A 20,872-nucleotide genomic window follows, 5' to 3' on the forward strand; every position below is an offset into this window, starting at 1 on the left:
CCAGGTGTATCCACCGCGATGGACGACTCACGCCATTCCCCGCCGGAGGCGGCTGCGCCCGAGATGAGCGTCGCCGGTATCCAGCAACTCGCCGATGCCATCGACGAAGCCTTCTGGCTGGCCGATAGCACCAGCGGCCGTCTGCTCCATACCAATCCCGCCTGCGAGAACCTGTGGGGACGCCCGGCGCCGCTCCTGTTCCGCGATATTCCCGCCTTTCTTGCCACGATACATGCCGAGGATGTGGCGCGAGTGGAGGCATGGCTGACGGCGGGATGGACTGGCCTCAACGGTGAATACCGCATCCAGCAGCCGGACGGCGCGGTGCGCTGGGTGCGCAGCCGCAGCTTCCCCATCCGGGATGCCGATAGCCGTCTTTGCCGCAGCGTGACCTTGTCCAGCGACATCACCGAGGCGCGCTTGCTGGAGACGCAGATGAAGCAGATGTCGCGCGCCCTGGAACAGACCGCCGATGCGGTGATGATCACCGACCGCGACGGGGTGATCGAGTACGTCAACGCTGCCTTCGAGGACATCACTGGTTACGCCAAGCAGGAGGTGCTGGGCCGCACCCCGGCGCTGTTGCGCTCCGGCTTTCAGGAGACGGACTTCTACCGCCAGATGTGGCAGCTGTTGCTCAACGGCCTGCCCTATAGCGAGGTGTTCATCAACCGGCGCAAGGACGGCGAGCTGTATTACGAGGAAAAGACCATCACCCCGGTACGGGATGAGCAGGGCAACATCACCCACTTCGTGTCCACCGGCAAGGACATCACCCGGCGCCTGGCGGCCCAGCAGCGGCTACACCGGGTGATGCATTACGACGCCATGACTGGCCTCGCCAACCGTATCCTGTTCGTCGACCGGTTGACGCATGCCCTGTTGCAGGCGCGGCGTCTGGGCTTGGCGGTAGGGGTGCTCCAGGTGGGGTTCGATCTGGGGGCCGTTGTCGGTGATGAGGTGGAGCGGGCGACGCTGGAGGGCTTTCAGGGATTGCTGGCCCAGCATCTGAAGGAGGTGGTGGCACCGGGGGACACGGTGGCGCGGCTGGGGCGGGACGAGTTCGCCATTCTGCACAAGCAACCCCTGCACGCCCAGGAAATGGAGCCGCTGGCCCGGCGCATCATGCTGGAGTTTGCCCAGCCCCTGCGACGGGATGGCTACGCGCTGTTCCTTACCCCGGCCATCGGCATCAGCCTCTATCCCGACGATGGCGAGGAAACCGAAGACCTGTTGCACAAGGCCGAAATCGCCATGCAGCGGGCGCGCGAGTGCGGCGCGCATTATGCGTTTTATCACCACCCCGCCGGCCCTGGCAGACCGCGCATCAACAGTTGAGTGGCATCGCGCGCGCCGCAGGGTATGATAGCCCCGGCCCTCCCTTCAGAATGCGCGGTGCTTGCCGATAGCGGACGGTAGGGGAAGGCCCGGCCCGCAGCGGGGAAGTCGGGTCAGTAGTAAGGAATATCTAAATAAACTAATAAATGACCACGGCCCAGTGCCGTGCGCCACTGTGGTGTTGAGGTAATACATGAATAAGCCGTCCGCTACCCGACAGATGTCCGTGCAGGCGAAAATCAATCTGGCCCTGCTACTGGTGCTTGGCCTAGTCATGACTGCTTCCCTGATGTTCGCCGCGAGTACCGAAAAGCGGCTGGTGCTGGAGGTGGTGGAGCAGCAGACCAAGGACGCGGCTGACTCCTATTTCGACAGTATCAACACCATGATGCTGACCGGCACCATGAACCAGCGCGATGTGCTGCGCAAAAAGATCCTGGCGCGCCCCGGTGTCATCGATGCCCGCATCATCCGCGACGAGGAAATCACCAAGATCTTCGGGCCCGGTTTTGACCATCAGGCCCCGGTGGACGATTTCGATCGCCGCGCCCTGGCCGGTGAGCAGATCATCGACGTGCGTAAGCAGAACGGCGGCCGTGTCCTTACCGTGATCAACCCTATTCATGCCGAAAAGGATTACCGCGGCACCAACTGCCTGATGTGCCACCCAGTGGCGGAAAACGCCGTGGTCGGCGCGGTGCGCATCAGCTATTCCCTCAAGGAACTGGACGAAGAGGTGGACCGCAATATCCTGGTTTCCGCCGGCATCCAACTCCTGCTGCTGCTCCTGGGCCTGGCAGTGATGGTTTATACCGTGCGCCGCGTGGTGATCAGCCGTATCAATGCCATGCGCTCCACCATGGAAACCATGGCCGAGAACGAGGATCTGACCCGCAGCGTCGCCATCCAGGCGGAGGATGAGGTCGGCGCCATGGGCCATGCCTTCAACCGTATGATCGAGAAGTTCCGCCACAGCCTGGAGGCGGTGTCCAGTGCCACCCACCGGCTCAACGAGGTGTCGGATCGTGTCTCCAATGTCGCCGAGGAGACGCTGAAGGTGGTGATGGATCAGCGCAGCGAGACCGATATGGTGGCCTCGGCGATGAATGAAATGAGTGCCACGGTACAGGAGGTGGCGCGCAATGCCAGCCAGACGGCGGCCGCCTCGCGGGGTGCCGATGACGAGGCCAAGAATGGCGCCTATGTGGCCACCGAGGCCTTGGGTGGCATCGAGGTGTTGATCCGCGACATCGAGAATGCCGCCAAGGTGATCCAGAAGGTGGAGGGCGACAGCGCCAACATCGGCATGGTGCTGGACGTGATCAAGGGCATCGCTGAACAAACCAATCTGCTGGCCCTCAACGCCGCCATCGAGGCGGCGCGTGCCGGCGAGCAGGGCCGCGGTTTCGCCGTGGTGGCCGACGAGGTGCGTACCCTGGCTTCGCGCACGCAGAAGTCCACCGAGGAAATCCAGACCATGATCGAGCGCCTGCAGGGGGGCGTGCGTGATGCGGTGCGGGCCATGGAGGCAGCGCAGACGCGGGCCCAGTCCGGTTCCGAACAGGTGGAGAAGGCGGCCGAGAGCCTGGGCATGATCGCCGGCGAGGTGGGCACCATCAATGATATGAATACCCAGATCGCCACTGCCGCCGAGGAGCAGAGCGCCGTGGCGGACGAGATCAACCGCAATATTTCCAGCATCAGCCACATGGCCGACATGACCTCGGAAGGGGCCAAACAGACTTCGCAGATCAGCGAGGAGCTGGTACGCCTCGCCAGCGAACTCAACCGCCTGGTCGGTCAGTTCAAGCTGTAGTCCTCTCTCGGGACGGGAACCCGGCGCAGCCGGGTTCCTCCCTCCGGCGCTTGAATCCTTTACCGCCCGCCCCATACCCGCTCTGGTATATTAGAGAACGCTAATATACAATGCGATGCAATCCGGCGCGGCATGTTCGCGCTTGTAACGTGGATTCACTATAGTTACCCAACTTTCGGTTTGATAACGATTTTCTCTGGAGGAACGGTTATGCGCATGAGGCGTCTGTTGATCGGTGGCATCGTCGCCCTGGCCGGGCTGGGCTCGGCGGCGGCGGAGTCGCAACTGCCCTTCGAGGTGGCCACGGCGGAGTCGCGCACGGTGGTGCGCGAGGCGGTGGTCAATGCGGTCATCGAGGCGGTGCAGCGTGCCACCGTGTCGGCACAGACCTCCGGCCGGGTGGTGGAGGTCAATTTCGACACCGATGATTACGTCACCAAGGGCAGCGTGCTGATCCGCTTCCGCGATGCCGAACAGCGCGCCGCGCTCAAGGCCGCCCAGGCCCGCTACAGCGAGGCCGAGGCGGAGTTTAACCGCATCAAGGACATCTACGAAAAGCAACTGGTGGCCAAGGCCGCCTTCGATCGTGCCGAGGCCGCCTTCAAGGCCGCCCGCGCCGGCCTGGACCAGGCGCAGGAGCAGATCGAGCACACCGTGGTGCGTGCCCCCTACAGCGGCATCGTGGTCAAGCGCCACATCGAGGTGGGCGAGGTGGCCAATCCGGGCCAGGCGCTGATGACCGGTCTGTCGCTGGAGCGGCTGCGTGCCGTGGCCGACGTGCCGCAGGCCCATATCGACACCCTGCGCAGCCTGTCGCGGGCGCGGGTGCTGGTACCGGACGGTGCCGGCAGCGTCGAGGGTACCAAACTGACCATCAGCCCCTATGCCGATGCGGTGTCGCACACCTTCAAGGTGCGCGTCGACCTGCCGCCCGGGCAGCACGGCGTGTATCCCGGCATGTTCGCCAAGGTGGCCTTCGCCGTGGGCGAGGAGGAGCGCCTGCTGGTGCCGGCGGCGGCGGTGGTGCATCGTTCCGAGGTGACGGCGGTGTACGTGGTGGGCGAGGGCGACCGCGTCACTCTGCGCCAGATCCGCGCCGGCCGCACTCTGTCCGATGGCAGCATGGAGGTACTGGCGGGCTTGGCCGCCGGTGAGCGCGTGGCGCTCGACCCGATCCGTGCCGGTATCCACCTCAAGGGACAGCGCGGGGGCAGCGGCTCATGAGCATGAAGCTGGGTATCTCGGGCAATATCGCCCAGCGTTTCCTCACCACCGAGATCACCCCGCTGCTGGCCCTGGTGGGCTTTCTGCTCGGGGTGTTCGCGGTGTTGATCACACCGCGTGAGGAGGAGCCGCAGATCAACGTCACCTTTGCCAATGTCTTCATCGCCTATCCCGGCGCCTCGGCCAAGGAGGTGGAGAGCCTGGTGAGCATGCCGGCGGAGCAGATCCTGTCCGAGATCGAGGGCGTCAAGCACGTCTACTCCGTATCGCAGCCGGGCATGGCGGTGCTCACCGTGCAGTATGAAGTCGGCGAGGATCGTACCGCCGCGATCGTGCGTCTGTACAACGCCATGTATTCCAAGGGTGATTGGCTGCCGCGCAACCTGGGCGTGGGCCAGCCGCTGATCAAGCCCAAGGGGATCGACGACGTGCCCATCGTCGCCCTCACCCTGTGGAGCGACGATGCGGCGGTGGGCGGTTACGAGTTGCAGCAGGTGGCCCATGCCCTGGAGACGGAGCTGAAGCGGGTCAAGGGCACACGCGACATCTACACCATCGGCGGCCCGGATCAGGTGGTACACGTGCAGTTCGACGCCGCGCGCCTGGCCGGTTACGGCCTGGCGCTGGATGATCTGCGCCGCGCCCTGCAATTGTCCAACGTAACCCAGCCGGCGGGCGCCCTGGTGCGCGACAACCAGGAGATCCTGGTGCAGGCGGGCACCTTCCTGTCCAGCGCTGATGAAGTGGCCGATTTGGTGGTGGGGGTGGCCAACGGGGCGCCGGTTTATCTGCGGGATGTGGCGCGGGTGACGCGCGGCCCCGATCAGCCGGAACAGTACGCCTGGTTTGGCACCGGGCCGGCGGCAGCCAGCAAGGGTATTGGTGCACAGGGCGTGCACCCGGCGGTGACCGTTGCGGTAGCCAAGCAGGCCGGCACCAATGCGGTAGACATCGCCAATCAGGTGATCGACCGTTTCGAGCAGCTCAAAGGCATTTTCGTCCCCGAGGGCGTGCACGCCACGGTGACGCGCAACTACGGCGAGACCGCCAACGACAAGGCGCAAAAGCTGATCTCCAAGCTGATCTTCGCCACGGCCTCGGTGGTGGCGCTGGTATTTTTCGCCCTCGGCTGGCGCGAGGCCTTCATCGTCGGCATGGCGGTGGTGATCACCCTGGCGGTGACCCTGTTCGCCTCCTGGGCCTGGGGCTTCACCCTCAACCGCGTGTCGTTGTTCGCGTTGATCTTCTCCATCGGCATCCTGGTGGATGATGCCATCGTGGTGGTGGAAAACATCCACCGCCACATGCAGATGGGCAACAAGTCGCTGCTGGAGGCGATCCCGCTGGCGGTGGACGAGGTGGGTGGCCCCACCATCCTGGCCACCTTCACCGTCATCGCCGCGCTGCTGCCGATGGCCTTTGTCACTGGCCTGATGGGGCCGTACATGAGCCCGATCCCCATCAACGCCTCCATCGGTATGCTGATCTCCCTAGCCGTGGCCTTCATCTTCACGCCCTGGCTGTCGCAGGTGATGTTCAAGAATCATCACGTGCCTCATCACGAGGAGCACAACGAGGACTGGCTGTACCGCCTGTTCAAGAACTACGTCGGCCGCTTCCTGTGCGGTGCCGAGGGGGCGCCGCGCCGGCGCAAGCTGACCCTGGCGATCCTTGGTCTGATCGTGATCTCGGTGGGGCTGGCCGGTGTCAAGCTGGTGGTGCTGAAGATGCTGCCCTTCGACAACAAGTCGGAATTCCAGGTGGTACTGGACATGCCGGAGGGCACCAGCGTGGAGCAGACCGCGCGTGTGCTGTCCGAGCTGGGTGAGTACCTCGCCAGCGTGCCGGAAGTGAGCGACTATCAGGTCTATGCCGGAACCGCGGCACCCATCAACTTCAATGGCCTGGTGCGCCAGTATTACCTGCGCCAGGGCGCCAATGTGGGCGATATCCAGGTCAATCTGGTGGCAGCCGCTGAGCGCAAGCGCAAGAGCCACGACATCGCCCTGGCCGTACGCGCGCCCTTGCAGGAGATCGGCCGGCGCCACAACGCCAATGTGAAGATCGTGGAGGTGCCGCCTGGCCCGCCGGTGATGGCGCCGCTGGTGGCGGAGATCTATGGCCTGGACTACGAGGGCCAGATCCGCGTCGCCAAGGAAGTACGTGCCGTGTTCGAGGGCACGCCCGACATCATCGATGTGGACGACAGCGTCGAGGCGCCGCAGCGCAAGCTGATCGTGCGCGTGGATCAGCAGAAGGCGGCCCTGCTCGGCGTGGCGCAGCAGAGCGTGGTGGCGGCGCTTGCCACGGCGCTGTCCGGTGAGGACGCTTCCTATCTGCATGGCGAGCACTTCAAGTATCCGGTGCCCATCCGCCTGGAGTTCCCGGTGGCGGCCAAGGCAGATATCGGCTCCCTGCTCGACCTGCGCGTGCGCAGCCAGGGTGGCCAGCTGGTGCCGCTGTCCGACATCGTCAGGGTGGAGGAGAGCACGCGCGAGCATGCTATCTACCATAAGGACATGCTGCCGGTGGTGTTCGTCACCGGCGATATGGCCGGCAAGCTGGACAGCCCGTTGTACGGCATGTTCGACATCTTCGGCCAACTGGCGGACCGCGCACTGGGCAACGGCGAGGCACTCAAGCAGTATCTGATCAGTCCGCCGGTCAACCCCTACGAGTACAGCCTGAAGTGGGACGGCGAGTGGCAGGTCACCTACGAGACCTTCCGCGACATGGGTCTGGCCTATTCGGTGGGGCTGTTGCTCATTTACCTGCTGGTGGTGGGGCAGTTCCGTTCCTACCTGGTGCCGCTGATCATCATGGTACCGATTCCGCTCACCATCATCGGCGTGATGCCGGGGCATGCCCTGCTCGGCATGCAGTTCACCGCCACCTCGATGATCGGCATGATCGCCCTGGCCGGCATCATCGTGCGCAACTCGATCCTGCTGGTGGACTTCATCAATCAGCAGGTGCGCGAGGGTATGGAGTTCGAGGAGGCGGTGATTCGCTCCGGTGCGGTGCGCGCCAAACCCATCGTGCTCACCGGTCTGGCGGCCATGCTGGGCGCGTTCTTCATCCTGGACGACCCGATCTTCAGCGGTCTGGCCGTGTCGCTGATCTTCGGCATTCTGGTTTCCACCATCCTGACCCTGGTGGTGATTCCGGTGATGTATTACGCGTTTATGCGCAAGCGTTTGGATAGCATCATCAACGGGCCGGCCTAGGCCGGCGGCTTAATCGCTCCCCCCCCAAGGATGTGGGGGAGGGAGCGGATGTGCGCAGCCCACATACCTCGTTCACCTGCCGCCGCCAAGGCAAATACGCCTCATCACATCCCCCTTCCCCGTTGTGGATATACGGTTGCCGTTGTTTCGTACCATGCGGATAAAGTATTCTTGCCGCTTATCTATGCATTAATCAGGTTTTGCCGCCCCCACGGCTTGAGGATGTCATGGCCGACAGACGTTTACAGGTATTTCACACGGTTGCCCGCCTGCTCAGTTTCACCAAGGCGGCGGAGCATCTGCACATGACCCAGCCGGCGGTCACCTTTCAGGTGCGCCAGTTGGAGGAGCATTTCAATACCCGCCTGTTCGACCGCACCCACAATCGCATCAGCCTGACCGCCGCCGGCGAGCGGGTCTACCAGTATGCCGATCGCATTTTCACCCTGTATGGGGAGATGGAGAACTCGGTGCGTGAGCTGACCGGCGAGGTGAGCGGTGTGTTGCTCATCGGCGCCAGTACCACGATTGCCGAATACATGTTGCCGGCGCTGTTGGGCGACTTCAAATCCAAGTATCCGGACGTGAACATCCGTCTGCAGGTGGCCAATACCGACCACATCGTTTCTCTGGTGGAGAACAACAGTATCGACCTGGGCGTGGTCGAGGCACCGGTTGCCAACAAAAACCTGGTGGTGGAAACCTGCCGCATGGACCAGATGGTGCTGATTGTGCCCAAGAACCATCCCCTGGCACGGGAGCGCTCGGTGCCCATGAGCCGCATCGTGGATTATCCATACATTTGCCGCGAAGAGGGGTCCGGGACGCGTGAGGTGATGCTGGAGCATCTCAATGCCGGCGGCATCGAATCGTGTAATCTCAACATCGTTATGGAACTGGGCAGCCCCGAGGCGGTGAAGGGCGCGGTGGAGGCGGGCATGGGCATTTCCATCATCTCCCGCGCCACCATTGCCAAGGAGCTGGCCCTGGGCACCCTGGTGGCGATCAATATCGACCCGCCCATGGAGCGCCCCTTCTCCTTCGTGCACCAGAAGCAGAAGTTCCGTCTGCGCGCCATCGAGAAGTTGCTCGATTTTGCCCGCGCCTATTGCAAGGATCACCCCGGCGCAGGTCTGTAAGCCATGGCCAAGGATGACGCCCGCCTGGTGCAGCTGTTCAATCGCTTGCCTACCGCCCAACGCGAGACGCTGTTGGCCTTCGCCGAGTTTCTGGTGTCGCGCAGTGCCGTGCCGCTGGATATCACTCCCAAACCCACCGAACGTCCGGCGGAGGAATCGGTGGTCGGCGCCATCAAGCGCCTGTCCGCCAGCTATCACATGCTGGATCGCTCCAAGATGCTGCACGAGACCTCGGGCCTGATGACCGAGCACCTGATGCAGGGACGTCCTGCCGCCGAGGTGATCGACGAGCTGGAGGTCCTGTTCCGTCGTCACTACCAGAAGCAATTCGGTGATGGCGCATGAATCTGATCACGCGCTGGTTTAACCGCTATTTCTCCGATCCGCAGGCCATCATCCTGGCCGTGCTGCTGCTGGTGGGGTTCGGCGCGGTGTTTTTCTTTGGTCACATGTTGGCGCCGGTATTGGCGGCGATCGTCATTGCCTATCTGCTGGAGGGATTGGTTCGGATCATGGTGCGCCACGGCTCGCCGCGTCTGTCGGCGGTGATTCTGGTGTTCCTGGCCTTCATGACCTTTCTGGTGTTCCTGCTGTTCGGCGTGACGCCGCTGTTGTGGGCGCAGACGGTGGAGCTGGCACGTGAGCTGCCGGCCTACATCAATCAGGGACAGCAGGCCCTGCTGCAATTGCCGCAGCACTATCCCATCGTTTCGGAGGACCAAGTGGCGGAGTTGCTGCAGGTGATCCGTGCCCAGAGCCTGGGCTTTGGTCAGCGTCTGCTCACCTATTCGCTCACCTCGTTGCCTGGCGTCATCACCATCCTGGTCTACGTCATCCTGCTGCCGCTGCTGGTGTTCTTCTTTCTCAAGGACAAGGAGGCGCTGGTGCGTTGGATCAGCGGCTTTCTGCCGCGGGAGCGCCATCTGGCGGAACAGGTGTGGGGCGAGGTGGACGTGCAGATTGGCAATTACGTGCGCGGCAAGTTCTGGGAGATCCTCATCGTCGGTCTGGTGACCTCGGTGACCTTCGTGCTGATGGACCTGAAGTATGCGGTGTTGCTCGGCGTGCTGGTGGGGCTGTCGGTGGTGGTGCCCTACATCGGTGCCGCGGTGGTGACCCTGCCGGTGGCGCTGATCGCCTGGTTTCAGTGGGGCTGGAGTTCCGAGTTTGCCTGGCTGATGGCGGCCTACGCCATCATTCAGGCTCTGGACGGCAATGTGCTGGTGCCGCTGCTGTTCTCCGAGGTGGTCAACCTGCATCCGGTGGCGATCATCGTCGCCGTGTTGCTGTTCGGTGGCCTGTGGGGCTTCTGGGGCGTGTTCTTCGCCATTCCGCTTGCCACCCTGGTCAACGCCATCATCCGCGCCTGGCCGCGGCCGGGCGCGGATGCTCCGCCCGCGACCACAGCGCCGGGCCAGTGATCTGCGTTGCAGTCATGTTGTAGCGGCAGCAATAAAAAACGCGCCACAAGGCGCGTTTTTTATTGCTGCCATAGGCGTAATGCGCTGCCGTCAGGCAGTACAGGCCTCTGATGAGAGGATGCGCAAGAGGTATTCGCGGCGCTGCAGCAGTTTGGTGTAGATATCCGCGCTCCAGCGCTCCGCCTCATGCGGGCTGCGTGGGTTAAGTTTGTCCCGCTCACTGCGGAACTGTTCGATTTCTGTGCGCAGGCGTTGTTCGATGGCGTGCCTGTTCTGGCGGTAGGTTTGCTGCAACTGTTGTACGGCGACGGTGGGGTCTTGGTACATCTCCTGCTCCCTCCTGGTATGTCACTTGTTGTTGTGACGGCCATTTCCTGATTCCGGTGCAGTATGACCGGTGCCGGTGACAATCAAGTTACATAGCGAGCGGACAGGCCGGTGCGAACGCCTTCACAAAAACCAAGGATTTTGCTTTGTTACTGCCGCGGCCGGGACGTCCCTGTCCCTGATGGCCACTCTCGGACCTACAGCACTTCGGAGGCGTAGTCGGCCAGGCGCGAGCGCTCACCACGGGTGAGGGTGATGTGGCCGGAGTGCTCCCAGTTCTGGAAGCGGTCGACCACGTAGGTGAGGCCGGAATTGGTCTCGGTGAGGTAGGGCGTATCGATCTGGGCGACGTTGCCCAGGCACACCACCTTGGTGCCGGGGCCGGCACGGGTGATCAGGGTCTTCATCTGCTTGGAGGTCAGGTTTTGCGCCTCGTCGATGATGAGGAACTTGTTGAGGAAGGTGCGGCCGCGCATGAAGTTGAGGGAGCGGATCTTGATGCGCTTGTTGAGCAGTTCCTGAGTGGCGGCGCGCTCCCAGTCGTTGTTGTGCTCGGACTGGGTTAGCACTTCCAGGTTGTCCATCAGGGCGCCCATCCACGGCGTCATCTTCTCCTCTTCGGTGCCGGGCAGGAAGCCGATGTCCTCGCCCACTGGGACGGTGACTCGGGTGACGACGATTTCGTTGTAGCGTTTCTCGTCCAGGGTCTGGGCCAGACCGGCGGCGAGGGTGAGTAGGGTCTTGCCGGTACCGGCCTGGCCGACCAGGGTGACGAAGTCGATCTCCGGGTCCATCAGCAGATTGAGGGCGAAGTTCTGTTCGCGATTGCGCGCATTGATGCCCCACACGCTGTGGCCCTTGCCACGAAAGTCGCGCACGGTCTCGATGATGCTGCCTTCCTCGCCCGATTCACGCACCACGGCTTCGAACGGGGTCTCGCCGTCCAGGTAGAGCAACTGGTTGGGATGCCAGGAGGCGGCCTCCGGCCCTTTGATGCGGTAATAGCTGCGGCCCTGCTCCTGCCAGGATTCCATCGCCTTGCTGTGCTGGTCCCAGAAGTTCGCCGGCAGTTCGGTCATGCCGCTGTACAGCAGGTCGACGTCGTCCAGTACCTGGTCGTTGCGGTAGTCCTCGGCGTGGATACCGAGGATCGCCGCCTTGATGCGCATGTTGGTGTCCTTGGACACCAGGGTGACGATGACGTCCTTGCGTGTATCGCGCAGGGCGAGGGCGGTGCCGAGGATGGTGTTGTCGGACTTGCTGCCGGGCAGGGTGGTGGGCAGATCGGCGTCCATCACCTTGGTCTGGAAGAACAGGCTGCCGCTGGGACCGGTGCTGGTGCCGTTGCCGAGGCTGCCGCTGGCCAGCGGGATGCCGTGGCCGATGGTGTCCTTGCTCACGCCCACCATCAGCTCGTCGAGAAAACGGCTGGTCTGGCGTGCGTTGCGGGCAACCTCTGAATGGCCCTTCTTGTTGTTGTCCAGCTCCTCCAGCACCACCATCGGCAGGTAGATGTCGTGTTCCTGGAAGCGGAACAGGGCGGTGGGGTCGTGCATCAGCACGTTGGTGTCGAGGACGAACAGCTTCTTGCCGGGGTTGCTGGATTTCTTCATCGTGGGTTTGGCTGTGGTTGGGATGCGTAGGGAGGTTACAGGGTTTTCACGGCGGCGAGAACTTCGGCGGCATGGCCGGCGGCCTTGACCTTGCGCCACTCGGCGCGCAGGACGCCTTTGGCGTCGATGAGAAAGGTGCTGCGCTCGATGCCCATCACCGTTTTACCGTACATGTTCTTTTCCTTGATGACGTCGAACAGCCGGCACAGCGTCTCGTCGGCGTCGGACAACAGTTCGAAGGGGAAGCCCTGTTTGGCCTTGAAGTTCTCGTGGGATTTCACGCTGTCACGGGAGACGCCGAGAATGGCGGTGTTGAGCCGCGCGAACTCGGCGTGCAGGTCGCGGAACTCCTGGCCCTCGGTGGTGCAGCCCGGGGTGCTGTCCTTGGGATAGAAATAGATGACCAGATTTTTGCCTTGGTAGTCTTTCAGGGCCAGGGTCTGGCCGCCGGTGGCGGGCAGGGCGAAGGCCGGCACTTTTTTGCCGAGGGTCACAGTGCTCATGGGCATCCCGATGGTTGGAGTATTGCGAGTCTATGGCGGCGAGGTTGCAAGGAGATGAATACCGCCCTCTAGCCCTTCACCGGCTCCAGCACCGCATCCAGGTTGAGGGCGTCGCAGAAGTCGAGGAATTCCTCGCGCAGACGCGCCACCTGGGTGGTGGCCGGCAGGTTTACCGTGATGTTGGCGGAGAACATCTGCGCCCCGCTGTGGGCGGCGCGGTAGCTGTCGGTGTACAGGTCCTGGATGTTGATATTGCGGCTGGAGAAGAAATTGGCCAGCTGGTAGACGATGCCCGGGTGGTCCATGGCGATGACCTCCACCATGTAGGGGCGGCCGCCGGTCGTGGGTTCGTGCTCCTCGGTGCGCTTGGAGATGATGGTCAGCCCCAGTTTCTTCTGCAGGCTGGGCAGCTGGGTTTCCAGCTTGGCCACTGCGCTCCAGGCGCCTTCCACCATCATCATGATGGCGAATTCGCCGCCCAGCACGGTCATGCGGCTGTCGACGATGTTGCAGCCGGCATCGGTGACATGGAGGGCCAGGTCGTTGACGATGCCCGGTCGATCCTGGCCCAGGGCCGAGATGACGAGGTACTGCTGCTGGGCGGGTTGGGTGCTCATGGGGCCTCGGGGCGGGTAGTAAGAATGGTTTGGGGGGGCCATTGTACCCCAGGCGGGCCGTTTCTGGAGCGGCCGCTGTTCCCGCGACAGCGGCCGTTGTCCCCGCCCCCTGCCTTGTACCTGATGCCTGTGTTCTTGTAGGATGCAACGTTATTTTTAGCCGGACGGGCGCCCCAAGGCGGCGCCCACAGCGGGGGAGCAAACATGTTTCACGGCAGTATGGTGGCCCTGGTCACGCCGATGCGGGCGGACGGCAGCATCGACGACGACAGCCTGCGCGGCCTGGTCGAGTTCCATGTGACCAACGGCACCGACGCCATCGTCGCGGTCGGCACCACCGGCGAGGCCTCCACCCTCGACTATGACGAGCACTGCGGCCTGATCCGCCGGGTGGTCGAGCTCGCGGCCGGGCGCATTCCGGTCATTGCCGGTACCGGCTCCAATTCCACCACCGAGGCCATCGAGCTGACCCGTTGCGCCATGGCGGCCGGCGCCGATGCCTGCTTGCTGGTGACACCGTATTACGTCAAGCCCACCCAGGAAGGGCTGTACCGCCACTTCCGTGCGGTGGCCGAGGCTGTGCCCATCGCCCAGATCCTGTACAACGTGCCGGGCCGCACCGCCGTCGATATGAGTAACGACACCGTCGCCCGCCTGGCCGACATCAGCAACATCGTCGGTATCAAGGATGCCACCGGCAACCTGGAGCGCGGCAAGGAACTTATTGATCGCTGCGGCGATCGTATGGACATCTACAGCGGCGACGATGCCACCGCCATGGAGCTGATCCTGATGGGGGCCAAGGGGGATATCTCCGTCACCGCCAATGTGGCGCCGCGCGCCATGCATGAGATGTGTGCCGCGGCCCTGAAGGGGGACCGCGTCGCTGCCCATGCCATCAATGCCAACCTGGAAGCGCTGCACAAGAACCTGTTTGTTGAGGCCAACCCCATCCCGGTGAAGTGGGCGCTGCACGAAATGGGGCTGATTCCGCCGGGGATCCGCCTGCCGCTGACCGAGCTGTCGGCACCGCATCACGACACCGTACGCCAGGCCATGAAGCGGGCCGGCGTGCTTTGACCTGAATGTCTGTTCATTCGGGCAGTAACGAGGATTTCTAGTGCGTAAAGGTCTTGCCACCGTGGCCATCGTCGCCACCGTCTGTCTCCTGTTTACCGGCTGTGCCACCGAATCGGGCCGCAAGGCCGAGTACAAGCGCGCAGTGACGCTGCCGCCGCTGGAGGTGCCCCCCGATCTCACCGCACCCGAACTGCAGGGCGCCATGGACCTGCCGCAAAGCTATTCGGCCCACGTCGCCCAGGGCGGCGATGCCCCCGGGGCGCAGGTGTTGCCGCAGCAGGAAAATATCCGTGTGCTGCGTGATGGCGATATGCGCTGGCTGCAGGTGGATGCAGCGCCCGAACAGCTGTGGGCCAAGCTGCGCGAGTTCTGGCAGCAGCAGGGGCTGGAGGTCCGTCGTGACGAACCGCACCTCGGCATCATGGAAACCCAGTGGGCCGAGAACAAGGCCGATGTTCCGGGTGACTGGATTCAGAGCATGGTGAGCCGGGTGTTCAAGAATGCCTACACCGCGCCGACGCGCGACAAGTTCCGCCTGCGTGTGGAGCGCGGCAGCACGCCCAATACCACCGAGATATTCATTGCCCACTACGGCGTGGAAGAGGTGCTGCGCGGCCAGAATGTGGAGTCCTATGACACCATCTGGCAGAACCGTCCGTCCGATCCGGAGCTGGTGGCCGAGATGCTCAACCGTCTGATGGTGCACTTCGGTACGCCGCAGGCGCGGGCCGAGGCCCAGCTCGCCGCGGCGGCAACGGCTGCACCTGCCGCGCGCACCCGTCTGGAGGCGGATGCCCTGGTGGTGAACGAGTCCTTCCCGCGCGCCTGGCGCCGTGTCGGCATCGCCCTCGACCGTCTTGGTCTGGTGGTGGAGGACCGCGATCGCTCCGCCGGCCTGTACTACATCCGCGCCGTCGACCAGATCGACGATGCCGGCAAGTCCAAGCCGGGATTCTTCTCCGGCCTGTTCTCCAGCAAGGATGCCGCGGCGGCCCAGGCTGCCCCCGCCCGTATCCACTTACAGGACGGCGGCGAGACCACCCGCGTCACTGTACAAAATGCTGACGGTGCGCGTGATGTGTCGGCTGCGGCGGTGAAGATACTGCAACAGCTGGAAACGGAACTGCGGTAATACACGGTTTCGGGTTGCGGGGTTGAAGCCTCGCAACCCGAAACGCGAAATTTTCTTTGATCGATGCGTTTCGCCTCCCTGGGCAGCGGCAGCCGTGGCAATGCCACCCTGGTCGAGCAGGACTCGACCCTGTTGCTCGTCGACTGCGGCTTTTCCCTGCGTGAAACGGAACGGCGTCTGCTGCGGCTCGGGCGTGACCCGGCGCAGGTCAGCGCGATCCTTGTTACCCATGAGCATGGTGATCACCTGAGCGGCGTGGCGCTGTTTGCCCGTCGCTACGGTGTGCCGGTCTGGCTCAGTGCCGGTACGTGCGCGGCCAGCAGTGGCGATATCGCCGGCTGCAATGTATTCAGCAGCCATGCCTCCTTCGCCGTCGGCGATATCGAGATTACCCCCTTCCCCGTGCCGCATGATGCGCGCGAGCCGGCGCAGTTTGTCTTCGGCAATGGTGCCCAGCGACTCGGCCTGCTCACAGACACCGGTTCCCTGACCCCGCACATCGAGCAGCAACTCACGGGCTGCGATGCACTGCTGCTGGAATGCAATCATGATCGCGCCATGCTGGCCAACGGCATCTATCCCCCGGTGCTCAAGGCCCGGGTTGGCGGTGACTACGGTCATTTGAGTAATGAACAGGCCGGTGCACTGTTGCGCCGCATCGATTGTTCCCGCCTGCAACACATTGTCGCCGCTCACATCAGCGACAAGAACAACACCCCGCAACTGGCGGTCTCTGCCCTTGCTGCGGCACTGGATTGCAGTCGCGACTGGATCGCTGCGGCTCATCAGGACGCTGGCCTCGACTGGCGCGAGCTGGGTTGAACACGTTCCCCCACACGGTGGGAATAAAGCACCTGCTCTCGACATCCTTCTCTATACTGCATATAAAGAATCAGAGAATCGGCTGGTTTTTTCAGTATTTTAGCAAATAGCAATAATTGCCAGGGCTGGCCCTTCCTGTGCCGGGACGCATGCATTTGCCGGGGAGAGGTGTCCATGTTCACGTTTATCCAGCGCCTGCTGGCGCGCTATTCCATACGCACCAAACTCTGGTTTGGCTTCGGCATGCTGGTGGCTATCCTGGCCGTGGTGGTGCTGACCACGGTTGTCAGTTTGAGCGCTACCCGCGGCAACATGGCCGATGTGGCCGAGCGTATTCAGCCCACCGTGCTCGATGCGCTGGAACTGGCCACGCGCCTGGAGCACACCACCGCCTCACTGGGTTTCTACCTCCTCAGCAAGGAACCGCGGCAGCGCGAGGACTATGTGCACAACCTGCAGCAGGTGGCTGAGCTGTTGCAGCGCTTGCAGCAGCAATCCCTGATCCAGGAAGAAGCCGCACTCCGCGTCAAGGTGGCTGCCGTGGCTGAAAAGGTGAAGCGTTTTTCGGATTACCGCGAACGCATGCTGCAACTGGCGCTGGATGACGGCGCCAATTTTCCCGCCATGCAATATGCCGGCATGAACGTCAATCCTCTCAGCCAGGAGGCGCTGCAGTTGCTGTCGCAGATGATCATGGCGGAGGAGGAGGAAGCGGCCAGCGCGCAGCGCAAGCAGTTACTGCTGCTGCTCGGTGAGCTGCGCTATGCCTGGACCAACGTCATGAATGGCATTCGCGGTTATCTGGCCTTCCGCGCCGACAGCGCGCTGGATGAGATTCAAGTGCATCAGGATAATGTCGGCAAGTTGGTAGAGCGGGTGAAGAAACGGGCCGGCCAGCTCAATTTCGAGCAGCAGGATGCCTTCGAGCAGTTTGTCGCCCTGCGTCAGCGTTTCCTCGCCAATTTCACCCAGATGCGCACTCTGCACAGCAGCGAGCAGTGGCGCACCGATGCCCATCTGGTGCGGAGCGAGCTGGGGCCGCTGCTGGGCGAGAGCAAGCAACTGCTCGATGAACTGGTGCAGGAGTTGCGCAGCCGTACTGAGCAGCGCAGCGATGCCCTGCTGACACAGATCGATGTTACGCGTGCGACGGTTCTGCTGCTGCTCGCCATTGGGCTGTTCCTCGGTGTGTTCGGTGCCTGGATCATCAGCCATCTGATCAGCAAGCCGCTGCGCATGGCCGTCAGCACCATGAATGACATCGCCGCTGGCGGCGGCAACCTGGCCTGCCAGCTGCATGTGGACGGCCGTGATGAAATCGGCCAGTTGTGCATGGCCTTCAATCGTTTCGTGGAAAAGATCCGCGCCATCGTCAGTCAGGTAGCGGGCTCCACGGCACAACTGTCGGCGGCCGCCGAGCAGATGTCGCAGATCAGCTCCGATGCCAATCGCGGCGTGCAGCGCCAGCAGCAGGAGACCGAGCAGGTGGCGGCCGCCATGAACCAGATGGCGGCGACGGCGCAGGAGATGGCGCAGAACGCCGGTCTGGCCGCCGACTCCGCCGCCCAGGCGGACACCCAGGCCGCCGGTGGGCGTAAGGTGGTGGCGCAGACGGTGGATGCCATCGACAATCTGGCGCGCGCCGTGGAACAGGCCGCCGAGGTGATCCATAAATTGGAGGATGACAGCGACAGCATCGGCACCGTGGTGGATGTGATTCGCGGCATCGCCGAACAGACCAATCTGCTGGCCCTCAACGCGGCCATCGAGGCGGCGCGCGCCGGCGAGCAGGGCCGCGGCTTCGCCGTGGTGGCCGATGAGGTGCGCACCCTGGCCTCGCGCACCCAGCAGTCCACCGCGGAGATCAAGGCCATCATCGAGACCCTGCAGAAGGGCGCCAGCGATGCGGTGGCGATGATGACCAAGGGGCGGGTGCAGGCCAATGCCAGCGTGGAGCAGGCTGCCCGCGCCGGCGCCGCGCTGGAGGAGATCACCGCCTCGGTGGACAACATCACTGACATGAATCGTCACATCGCCGATGCGGCGGCCCAGCAGGAACAGGTGGCCGAGGAGATCAACCGCAATATCGCCAACATCACCCAGGTGGCCGAGCAGACCGCCGAGGGCACCCGGCAACTGGCCGCCTCCAGCACCCAGCTGGCCCAGCTGGCCGAGCAGTTGCAGGGCCTGGTGGGGCAGTTCAAGACCTGAGTCCAGGCCATCCCGTGAAACGCCTCTGCCGTCCCGCATGGCAGGGGCGTTTTTGCGTTAGAATCCCCCAACCCCGGTTCCCGGCGGCCGTTGCTGTCGGCCCCTGATAATAAATAACCATTGCTAATCATAGAATTATGTCAGCCAGTTCCTATACCGCCGAATCCATCGAGGTGTTGTCCGGCCTCGACCCGGTGCGCAAGCGCCCGGGCATGTACACCGACACCTCGCGCCCCAACCATCTGGCCCAGGAGGTCATCGACAACTCGGTGGATGAGGCCATTGCCGGCCACGCCAAGACCATCGAGGTGACCCTGCACAAGGACGGTTCGCTGTCGGTGGCCGACAACGGCCGCGGCATGCCGGTGGACATGCATCCGGTGGAAAAGATGCCCGGTGTCGAGGTGATCCTCACCAAGCTGCACGCTGGCGGCAAATTCTCCAACAAGAACTACCAGTTCTCCGGCGGTCTGCACGGCGTCGGCGTGTCGGTGGTCAATGCGCTGTCCAAGCACCTGGAAGTGTGGGTGCGGCGCGACGGCAAGGAATACAACATCGCCTTCAAGGACGGCCACAAGGCCACGCCGTTGGAGGCGGTGGGCGAGGTGGGCAAGCGTAATACCGGCACTACGGTGCGCTTCTGGCCCGACCCGCAATTCTTCGACTCGCCCAAGTTCGCCGTGCCGCGCTTGAAGCACGTGATGCGCGCCAAGGCAGTGCTGTGTCCCGGTCTGCGCATCACCTTTTTCGACGAGGCGGCCAACGAACGCGAGGAGTGGCATTACGAGGACGGCCTGCGCGCCTATCTGCTCGACGAGCTGAAGGACAACCTGCTGCTGCCGGAAGATCCGTTCATCGGCAGCCTGGCCGGCAATACCGAGGCGGTGGACTGGGCCGTGGTGTGGCTGCCCGAGGGTGGCGAGCCGGTGGCGGAGAGTTACGTCAACCTGATCCCCACCGCACAGGGCGGCACCCACGTCAACGGCCTGCGCACCGGCCTCACCGAGGCGATGCGCGAGTTCTGCGAATTCCGCAATCTGTTGCCGCGCGGCATCAAGCTGGCGCCGGAGGATGTGTGGGAGAAGGCGAGCTACATACTGTCGGTGAAGCTGGCCGACCCACAGTTCTCCGGCCAGACCAAGGAGCGCCTCACCTCGCGTGAGTGCGCACCGTTTGTCTCTGGCGTGGTGAAGGATGCCTTCTCATTGTGGCTCAACCAGCATGTGGACTTGGGCGAGCGCCTGGCGGAGCTGGCCATCAGCAGTGCGCAGAGTCGCCTGCGTGCCGGCAAGAAGGTGGCGCGCAAGAAGGTGACGCAAGGCCCGGCGCTGCCCGGCAAGCTGGCCGACTGCACCAGCCAGGACCCGGCGCGTAGCGAGCTGTTCCTGGTGGAGGGCGACTCCGCCGGCGGCTCGGCCAAGCAGGCACGCGACAAGGATTTCCAGGCCATCATGCCGCTGCGCGGCAAGATCCTGAACACCTGGGAGGTGGACCCGGCCGAGGTGCTGGGTTCGCAGGAGGTGCACGACATCGCCGTGGCCATCGGCGTCGACCCCGGCTCCGACAATCTGGAGGGCCTGCGCTATGGCAAGGTGTGCATCCTGGCCGACGCCGACTCCGATGGCGCCCACATCGCCACGCTGTTGTGCGCGTTGTTCGTGCGCCACTTCCGCCCGCTGGTGGCCAACGGCCATGTGCACGTGGCCATGCCGCCGTTGTACCGCATCGATATCGGCAAGGACGTGTATTACGCCCTGGATGATGCCGAGAAACAGGGCGTGCTCGATCGCATCGCCGCCGAGGGTAAGCGCGGCAAGATCAGCGTCACCCGCTTCAAGGGCCTGGGCGAGATGAATCCGCTGCAACTGCGCGAAACCACCCTGGCGCCGGACACCCGCCGTCTGGTGCAACTCACCATCGAACCGGGCGACGATACCAACCAGTTGCTCGACATGTTGCTGGCCAAGAAGCGCGCCGGTGAGCGCAAGAGCTGGCTGGAGCAGAAGGGCGACCTGGCGGAGGTATGAGGCAATGAAACATCTGCTACTCGTCGCCCATGGCAGCCGCCGCGAGGCCTCCAACGACGAGGTGCGCAAGATCGCGGCGCGCCTCAAGGCCCTGGCCGGTGCGCGCTATGCCGATGTCACCGCCGCCTTCCTTGAACTGGCCGAGCCGAGCATCCCTGGCGCCATTCAATGCTGCGTCGAGCGCGGCGCACAGGAGGTGGTGGTGCTGCCCTATTTCCTGTCGCAGGGGCGCCACGTGACGACGGATGTCCCGCAGCAGGTGCAGCCCAAGCAGGCGGAGCACCCGCAGGTGAAGATCACCATCGCGCCCTATCTGGGCGCGGCAGAGGAGGGCATCGCCGCCATCCTGCTGGACCTGGCGCAATAGGAACAGTG

Annotated in this window: 17 protein-coding genes; 13 read left to right on the forward strand and 4 right to left on the reverse strand. The window is 63.5% G+C overall.

Going from position 1 to position 20,872, the window contains the following annotated elements; translation table 11 throughout:
• Positions 1-18: 18 nt before the first annotated feature.
• The 7 genes from ACMV8A_RS00210 to ACMV8A_RS00240 all read left to right on the forward strand — a co-directional run bounded on the left by ACMV8A_RS00210 (position 19) and on the right by ACMV8A_RS00240 (position 10,165).
• The gene (locus ACMV8A_RS00210) at positions 19-1,338 is read left to right on the forward strand and encodes a PAS domain S-box protein (RefSeq protein WP_495323708.1); all 1,320 of its coding nucleotides are present in this window, start codon (positions 19-21) and stop codon (positions 1,336-1,338) included.
• A 193-nt stretch (positions 1,339-1,531) separates the two neighbouring features.
• Entirely contained in the window at positions 1,532-3,154 is a 1,623-nt protein-coding gene (locus ACMV8A_RS00215) for a methyl-accepting chemotaxis protein (RefSeq protein ID WP_495323709.1), read from the forward strand.
• A 216-nt stretch (positions 3,155-3,370) separates the two neighbouring features.
• On the forward strand, positions 3,371-4,378 hold the full coding sequence (locus ACMV8A_RS00220; protein ID WP_495323710.1) for an efflux RND transporter periplasmic adaptor subunit: 1,008 nt from the start codon (positions 3,371-3,373) through the stop codon (positions 4,376-4,378).
• Positions 4,375-7,605, forward strand: coding sequence for an efflux RND transporter permease subunit (locus ACMV8A_RS00225; protein ID WP_495323711.1), 3,231 nt, complete (start codon positions 4,375-4,377; stop codon positions 7,603-7,605). The genes ACMV8A_RS00220 and ACMV8A_RS00225 overlap by 4 nt, the downstream gene beginning before the upstream one ends.
• A 227-nt stretch (positions 7,606-7,832) precedes the next feature.
• On the forward strand, positions 7,833-8,744 hold the full coding sequence (locus ACMV8A_RS00230) for a selenium metabolism-associated LysR family transcriptional regulator (protein WP_495323712.1): 912 nt from the start codon (positions 7,833-7,835) through the stop codon (positions 8,742-8,744).
• Between the two features lie 3 nt (positions 8,745-8,747).
• On the forward strand, positions 8,748-9,089 hold the full coding sequence (locus ACMV8A_RS00235; RefSeq protein WP_495323713.1) for a Crp/Fnr family transcriptional regulator: 342 nt from the start codon (positions 8,748-8,750) through the stop codon (positions 9,087-9,089).
• Positions 9,086-10,165, forward strand: a complete 1,080-nt coding sequence (locus ACMV8A_RS00240; RefSeq protein WP_495323714.1) for an AI-2E family transporter — start codon at positions 9,086-9,088, stop codon at positions 10,163-10,165. Before ACMV8A_RS00235 ends, ACMV8A_RS00240 begins: the two co-directional genes overlap by 4 nt.
• Positions 10,166-10,255: 90 nt before the next feature.
• Here the strand turns inward: ACMV8A_RS00240 and ACMV8A_RS00245 are convergent, their stop codons facing one another.
• The 4 genes from ACMV8A_RS00245 to ACMV8A_RS00260 all read right to left on the reverse strand — a co-directional run bounded on the left by ACMV8A_RS00245 (position 10,256) and on the right by ACMV8A_RS00260 (position 13,225).
• On the reverse strand, positions 10,256-10,492 hold the full coding sequence (locus ACMV8A_RS00245) for a hypothetical protein (RefSeq protein ID WP_495323715.1): 237 nt from the start codon (positions 10,490-10,492) through the stop codon (positions 10,256-10,258).
• Between the two features lie 197 nt (positions 10,493-10,689).
• Positions 10,690-12,105, reverse strand: a complete 1,416-nt coding sequence (locus ACMV8A_RS00250; RefSeq protein ID WP_495323716.1) for a PhoH family protein — start codon at positions 12,103-12,105, stop codon at positions 10,690-10,692.
• A 35-nt stretch (positions 12,106-12,140) separates the two neighbouring features.
• Positions 12,141-12,608, reverse strand: coding sequence for a peroxiredoxin (locus ACMV8A_RS00255; RefSeq protein WP_495323717.1), 468 nt, complete (start codon positions 12,606-12,608; stop codon positions 12,141-12,143).
• A 68-nt stretch (positions 12,609-12,676) separates the two neighbouring features.
• Positions 12,677-13,225 (reverse strand): glycine cleavage system transcriptional repressor, encoded by a 549-nt coding sequence (locus ACMV8A_RS00260; RefSeq protein ID WP_495323718.1) that lies wholly within the window; start codon positions 13,223-13,225, stop codon positions 12,677-12,679.
• Between the two features lie 204 nt (positions 13,226-13,429).
• On the opposite strand from ACMV8A_RS00260, the gene dapA reads away from it, so the two are divergent.
• The 6 genes from dapA (at position 13,430) to ACMV8A_RS00290 (ending at position 20,864) form a co-directional block, all read left to right on the forward strand.
• Positions 13,430-14,305 carry a 4-hydroxy-tetrahydrodipicolinate synthase gene (dapA, locus tag ACMV8A_RS00265; RefSeq protein ID WP_495323719.1) on the forward strand — a complete coding sequence of 292 codons (876 nt, stop codon included), beginning with the start codon at positions 13,430-13,432 and terminating at the stop codon, positions 14,303-14,305.
• 40 nt (positions 14,306-14,345) lie between these two features.
• Positions 14,346-15,437 carry an NlpB/DapX family lipoprotein gene (bamC, locus tag ACMV8A_RS00270; RefSeq protein WP_495323720.1) on the forward strand — a complete coding sequence of 364 codons (1,092 nt, stop codon included), beginning with the start codon at positions 14,346-14,348 and terminating at the stop codon, positions 15,435-15,437.
• Positions 15,438-15,500: 63 nt separating this feature from the next.
• Complete coding sequence (locus ACMV8A_RS00275) at positions 15,501-16,259, forward strand: MBL fold metallo-hydrolase (RefSeq protein ID WP_495323721.1); 759 nt, start codon at positions 15,501-15,503, stop codon at positions 16,257-16,259.
• Positions 16,260-16,433: 174 nt separating this feature from the next.
• Positions 16,434-18,470: a methyl-accepting chemotaxis protein gene (locus tag ACMV8A_RS00280; protein WP_495323722.1), complete on the forward strand. Its 2,037-nt coding sequence runs from the start codon at positions 16,434-16,436 to the stop codon at positions 18,468-18,470.
• Positions 18,471-18,607: 137 nt separating this feature from the next.
• Positions 18,608-20,497, forward strand: a complete 1,890-nt coding sequence (gene parE / locus ACMV8A_RS00285) for a DNA topoisomerase IV subunit B (protein ID WP_495323723.1) — start codon at positions 18,608-18,610, stop codon at positions 20,495-20,497.
• 4 nt (positions 20,498-20,501) lie between these two features.
• Positions 20,502-20,864 (forward strand): sirohydrochlorin chelatase, encoded by a 363-nt coding sequence (locus ACMV8A_RS00290; RefSeq protein ID WP_495323724.1) that lies wholly within the window; start codon positions 20,502-20,504, stop codon positions 20,862-20,864.
• Positions 20,865-20,872 lie beyond the last annotated feature (8 nt).

The sequence above is a fragment of the Sulfurivermis sp. genome (assembly GCF_059410345.1).

What these genes read in the sequence shown, in the direction of transcription:
- ACMV8A_RS00210 (WP_495323708.1), top strand. Translation starts at nt 19, where the DNA reads ATGGACGACTCACGCCATTCCCCGCCGGAGGCGGCTGCGCCCGAGATG.
- ACMV8A_RS00215 (WP_495323709.1), top strand. Translation starts at nt 1,532, where the DNA reads ATGAATAAGCCGTCCGCTACCCGACAGATGTCCGTGCAGGCGAAAATC.
- ACMV8A_RS00220 (WP_495323710.1), top strand. Translation starts at nt 3,371, where the DNA reads ATGAGGCGTCTGTTGATCGGTGGCATCGTCGCCCTGGCCGGGCTGGGC.
- ACMV8A_RS00225 (WP_495323711.1), top strand. Translation starts at nt 4,375, where the DNA reads ATGAGCATGAAGCTGGGTATCTCGGGCAATATCGCCCAGCGTTTCCTC.
- ACMV8A_RS00230 (WP_495323712.1), top strand. Translation starts at nt 7,833, where the DNA reads ATGGCCGACAGACGTTTACAGGTATTTCACACGGTTGCCCGCCTGCTC.
- ACMV8A_RS00235 (WP_495323713.1), top strand. Translation starts at nt 8,748, where the DNA reads ATGGCCAAGGATGACGCCCGCCTGGTGCAGCTGTTCAATCGCTTGCCT.
- ACMV8A_RS00240 (WP_495323714.1), top strand. Translation starts at nt 9,086, where the DNA reads ATGAATCTGATCACGCGCTGGTTTAACCGCTATTTCTCCGATCCGCAG.
- ACMV8A_RS00245 (WP_495323715.1), bottom strand. Translation starts at nt 10,492, where the DNA reads ATGTACCAAGACCCCACCGTCGCCGTACAACAGTTGCAGCAAACCTAC.
- ACMV8A_RS00250 (WP_495323716.1), bottom strand. Translation starts at nt 12,105, where the DNA reads ATGAAGAAATCCAGCAACCCCGGCAAGAAGCTGTTCGTCCTCGACACC.
- ACMV8A_RS00255 (WP_495323717.1), bottom strand. Translation starts at nt 12,608, where the DNA reads ATGAGCACTGTGACCCTCGGCAAAAAAGTGCCGGCCTTCGCCCTGCCC.
- ACMV8A_RS00260 (WP_495323718.1), bottom strand. Translation starts at nt 13,225, where the DNA reads ATGAGCACCCAACCCGCCCAGCAGCAGTACCTCGTCATCTCGGCCCTG.
- dapA (WP_495323719.1), top strand. Translation starts at nt 13,430, where the DNA reads ATGTTTCACGGCAGTATGGTGGCCCTGGTCACGCCGATGCGGGCGGAC.
- ACMV8A_RS00275 (WP_495323721.1), top strand. Translation starts at nt 15,501, where the DNA reads ATGCGTTTCGCCTCCCTGGGCAGCGGCAGCCGTGGCAATGCCACCCTG.
- ACMV8A_RS00280 (WP_495323722.1), top strand. Translation starts at nt 16,434, where the DNA reads ATGTTCACGTTTATCCAGCGCCTGCTGGCGCGCTATTCCATACGCACC.
- parE (WP_495323723.1), top strand. Translation starts at nt 18,608, where the DNA reads ATGTCAGCCAGTTCCTATACCGCCGAATCCATCGAGGTGTTGTCCGGC.
- ACMV8A_RS00290 (WP_495323724.1), top strand. Translation starts at nt 20,502, where the DNA reads ATGAAACATCTGCTACTCGTCGCCCATGGCAGCCGCCGCGAGGCCTCC.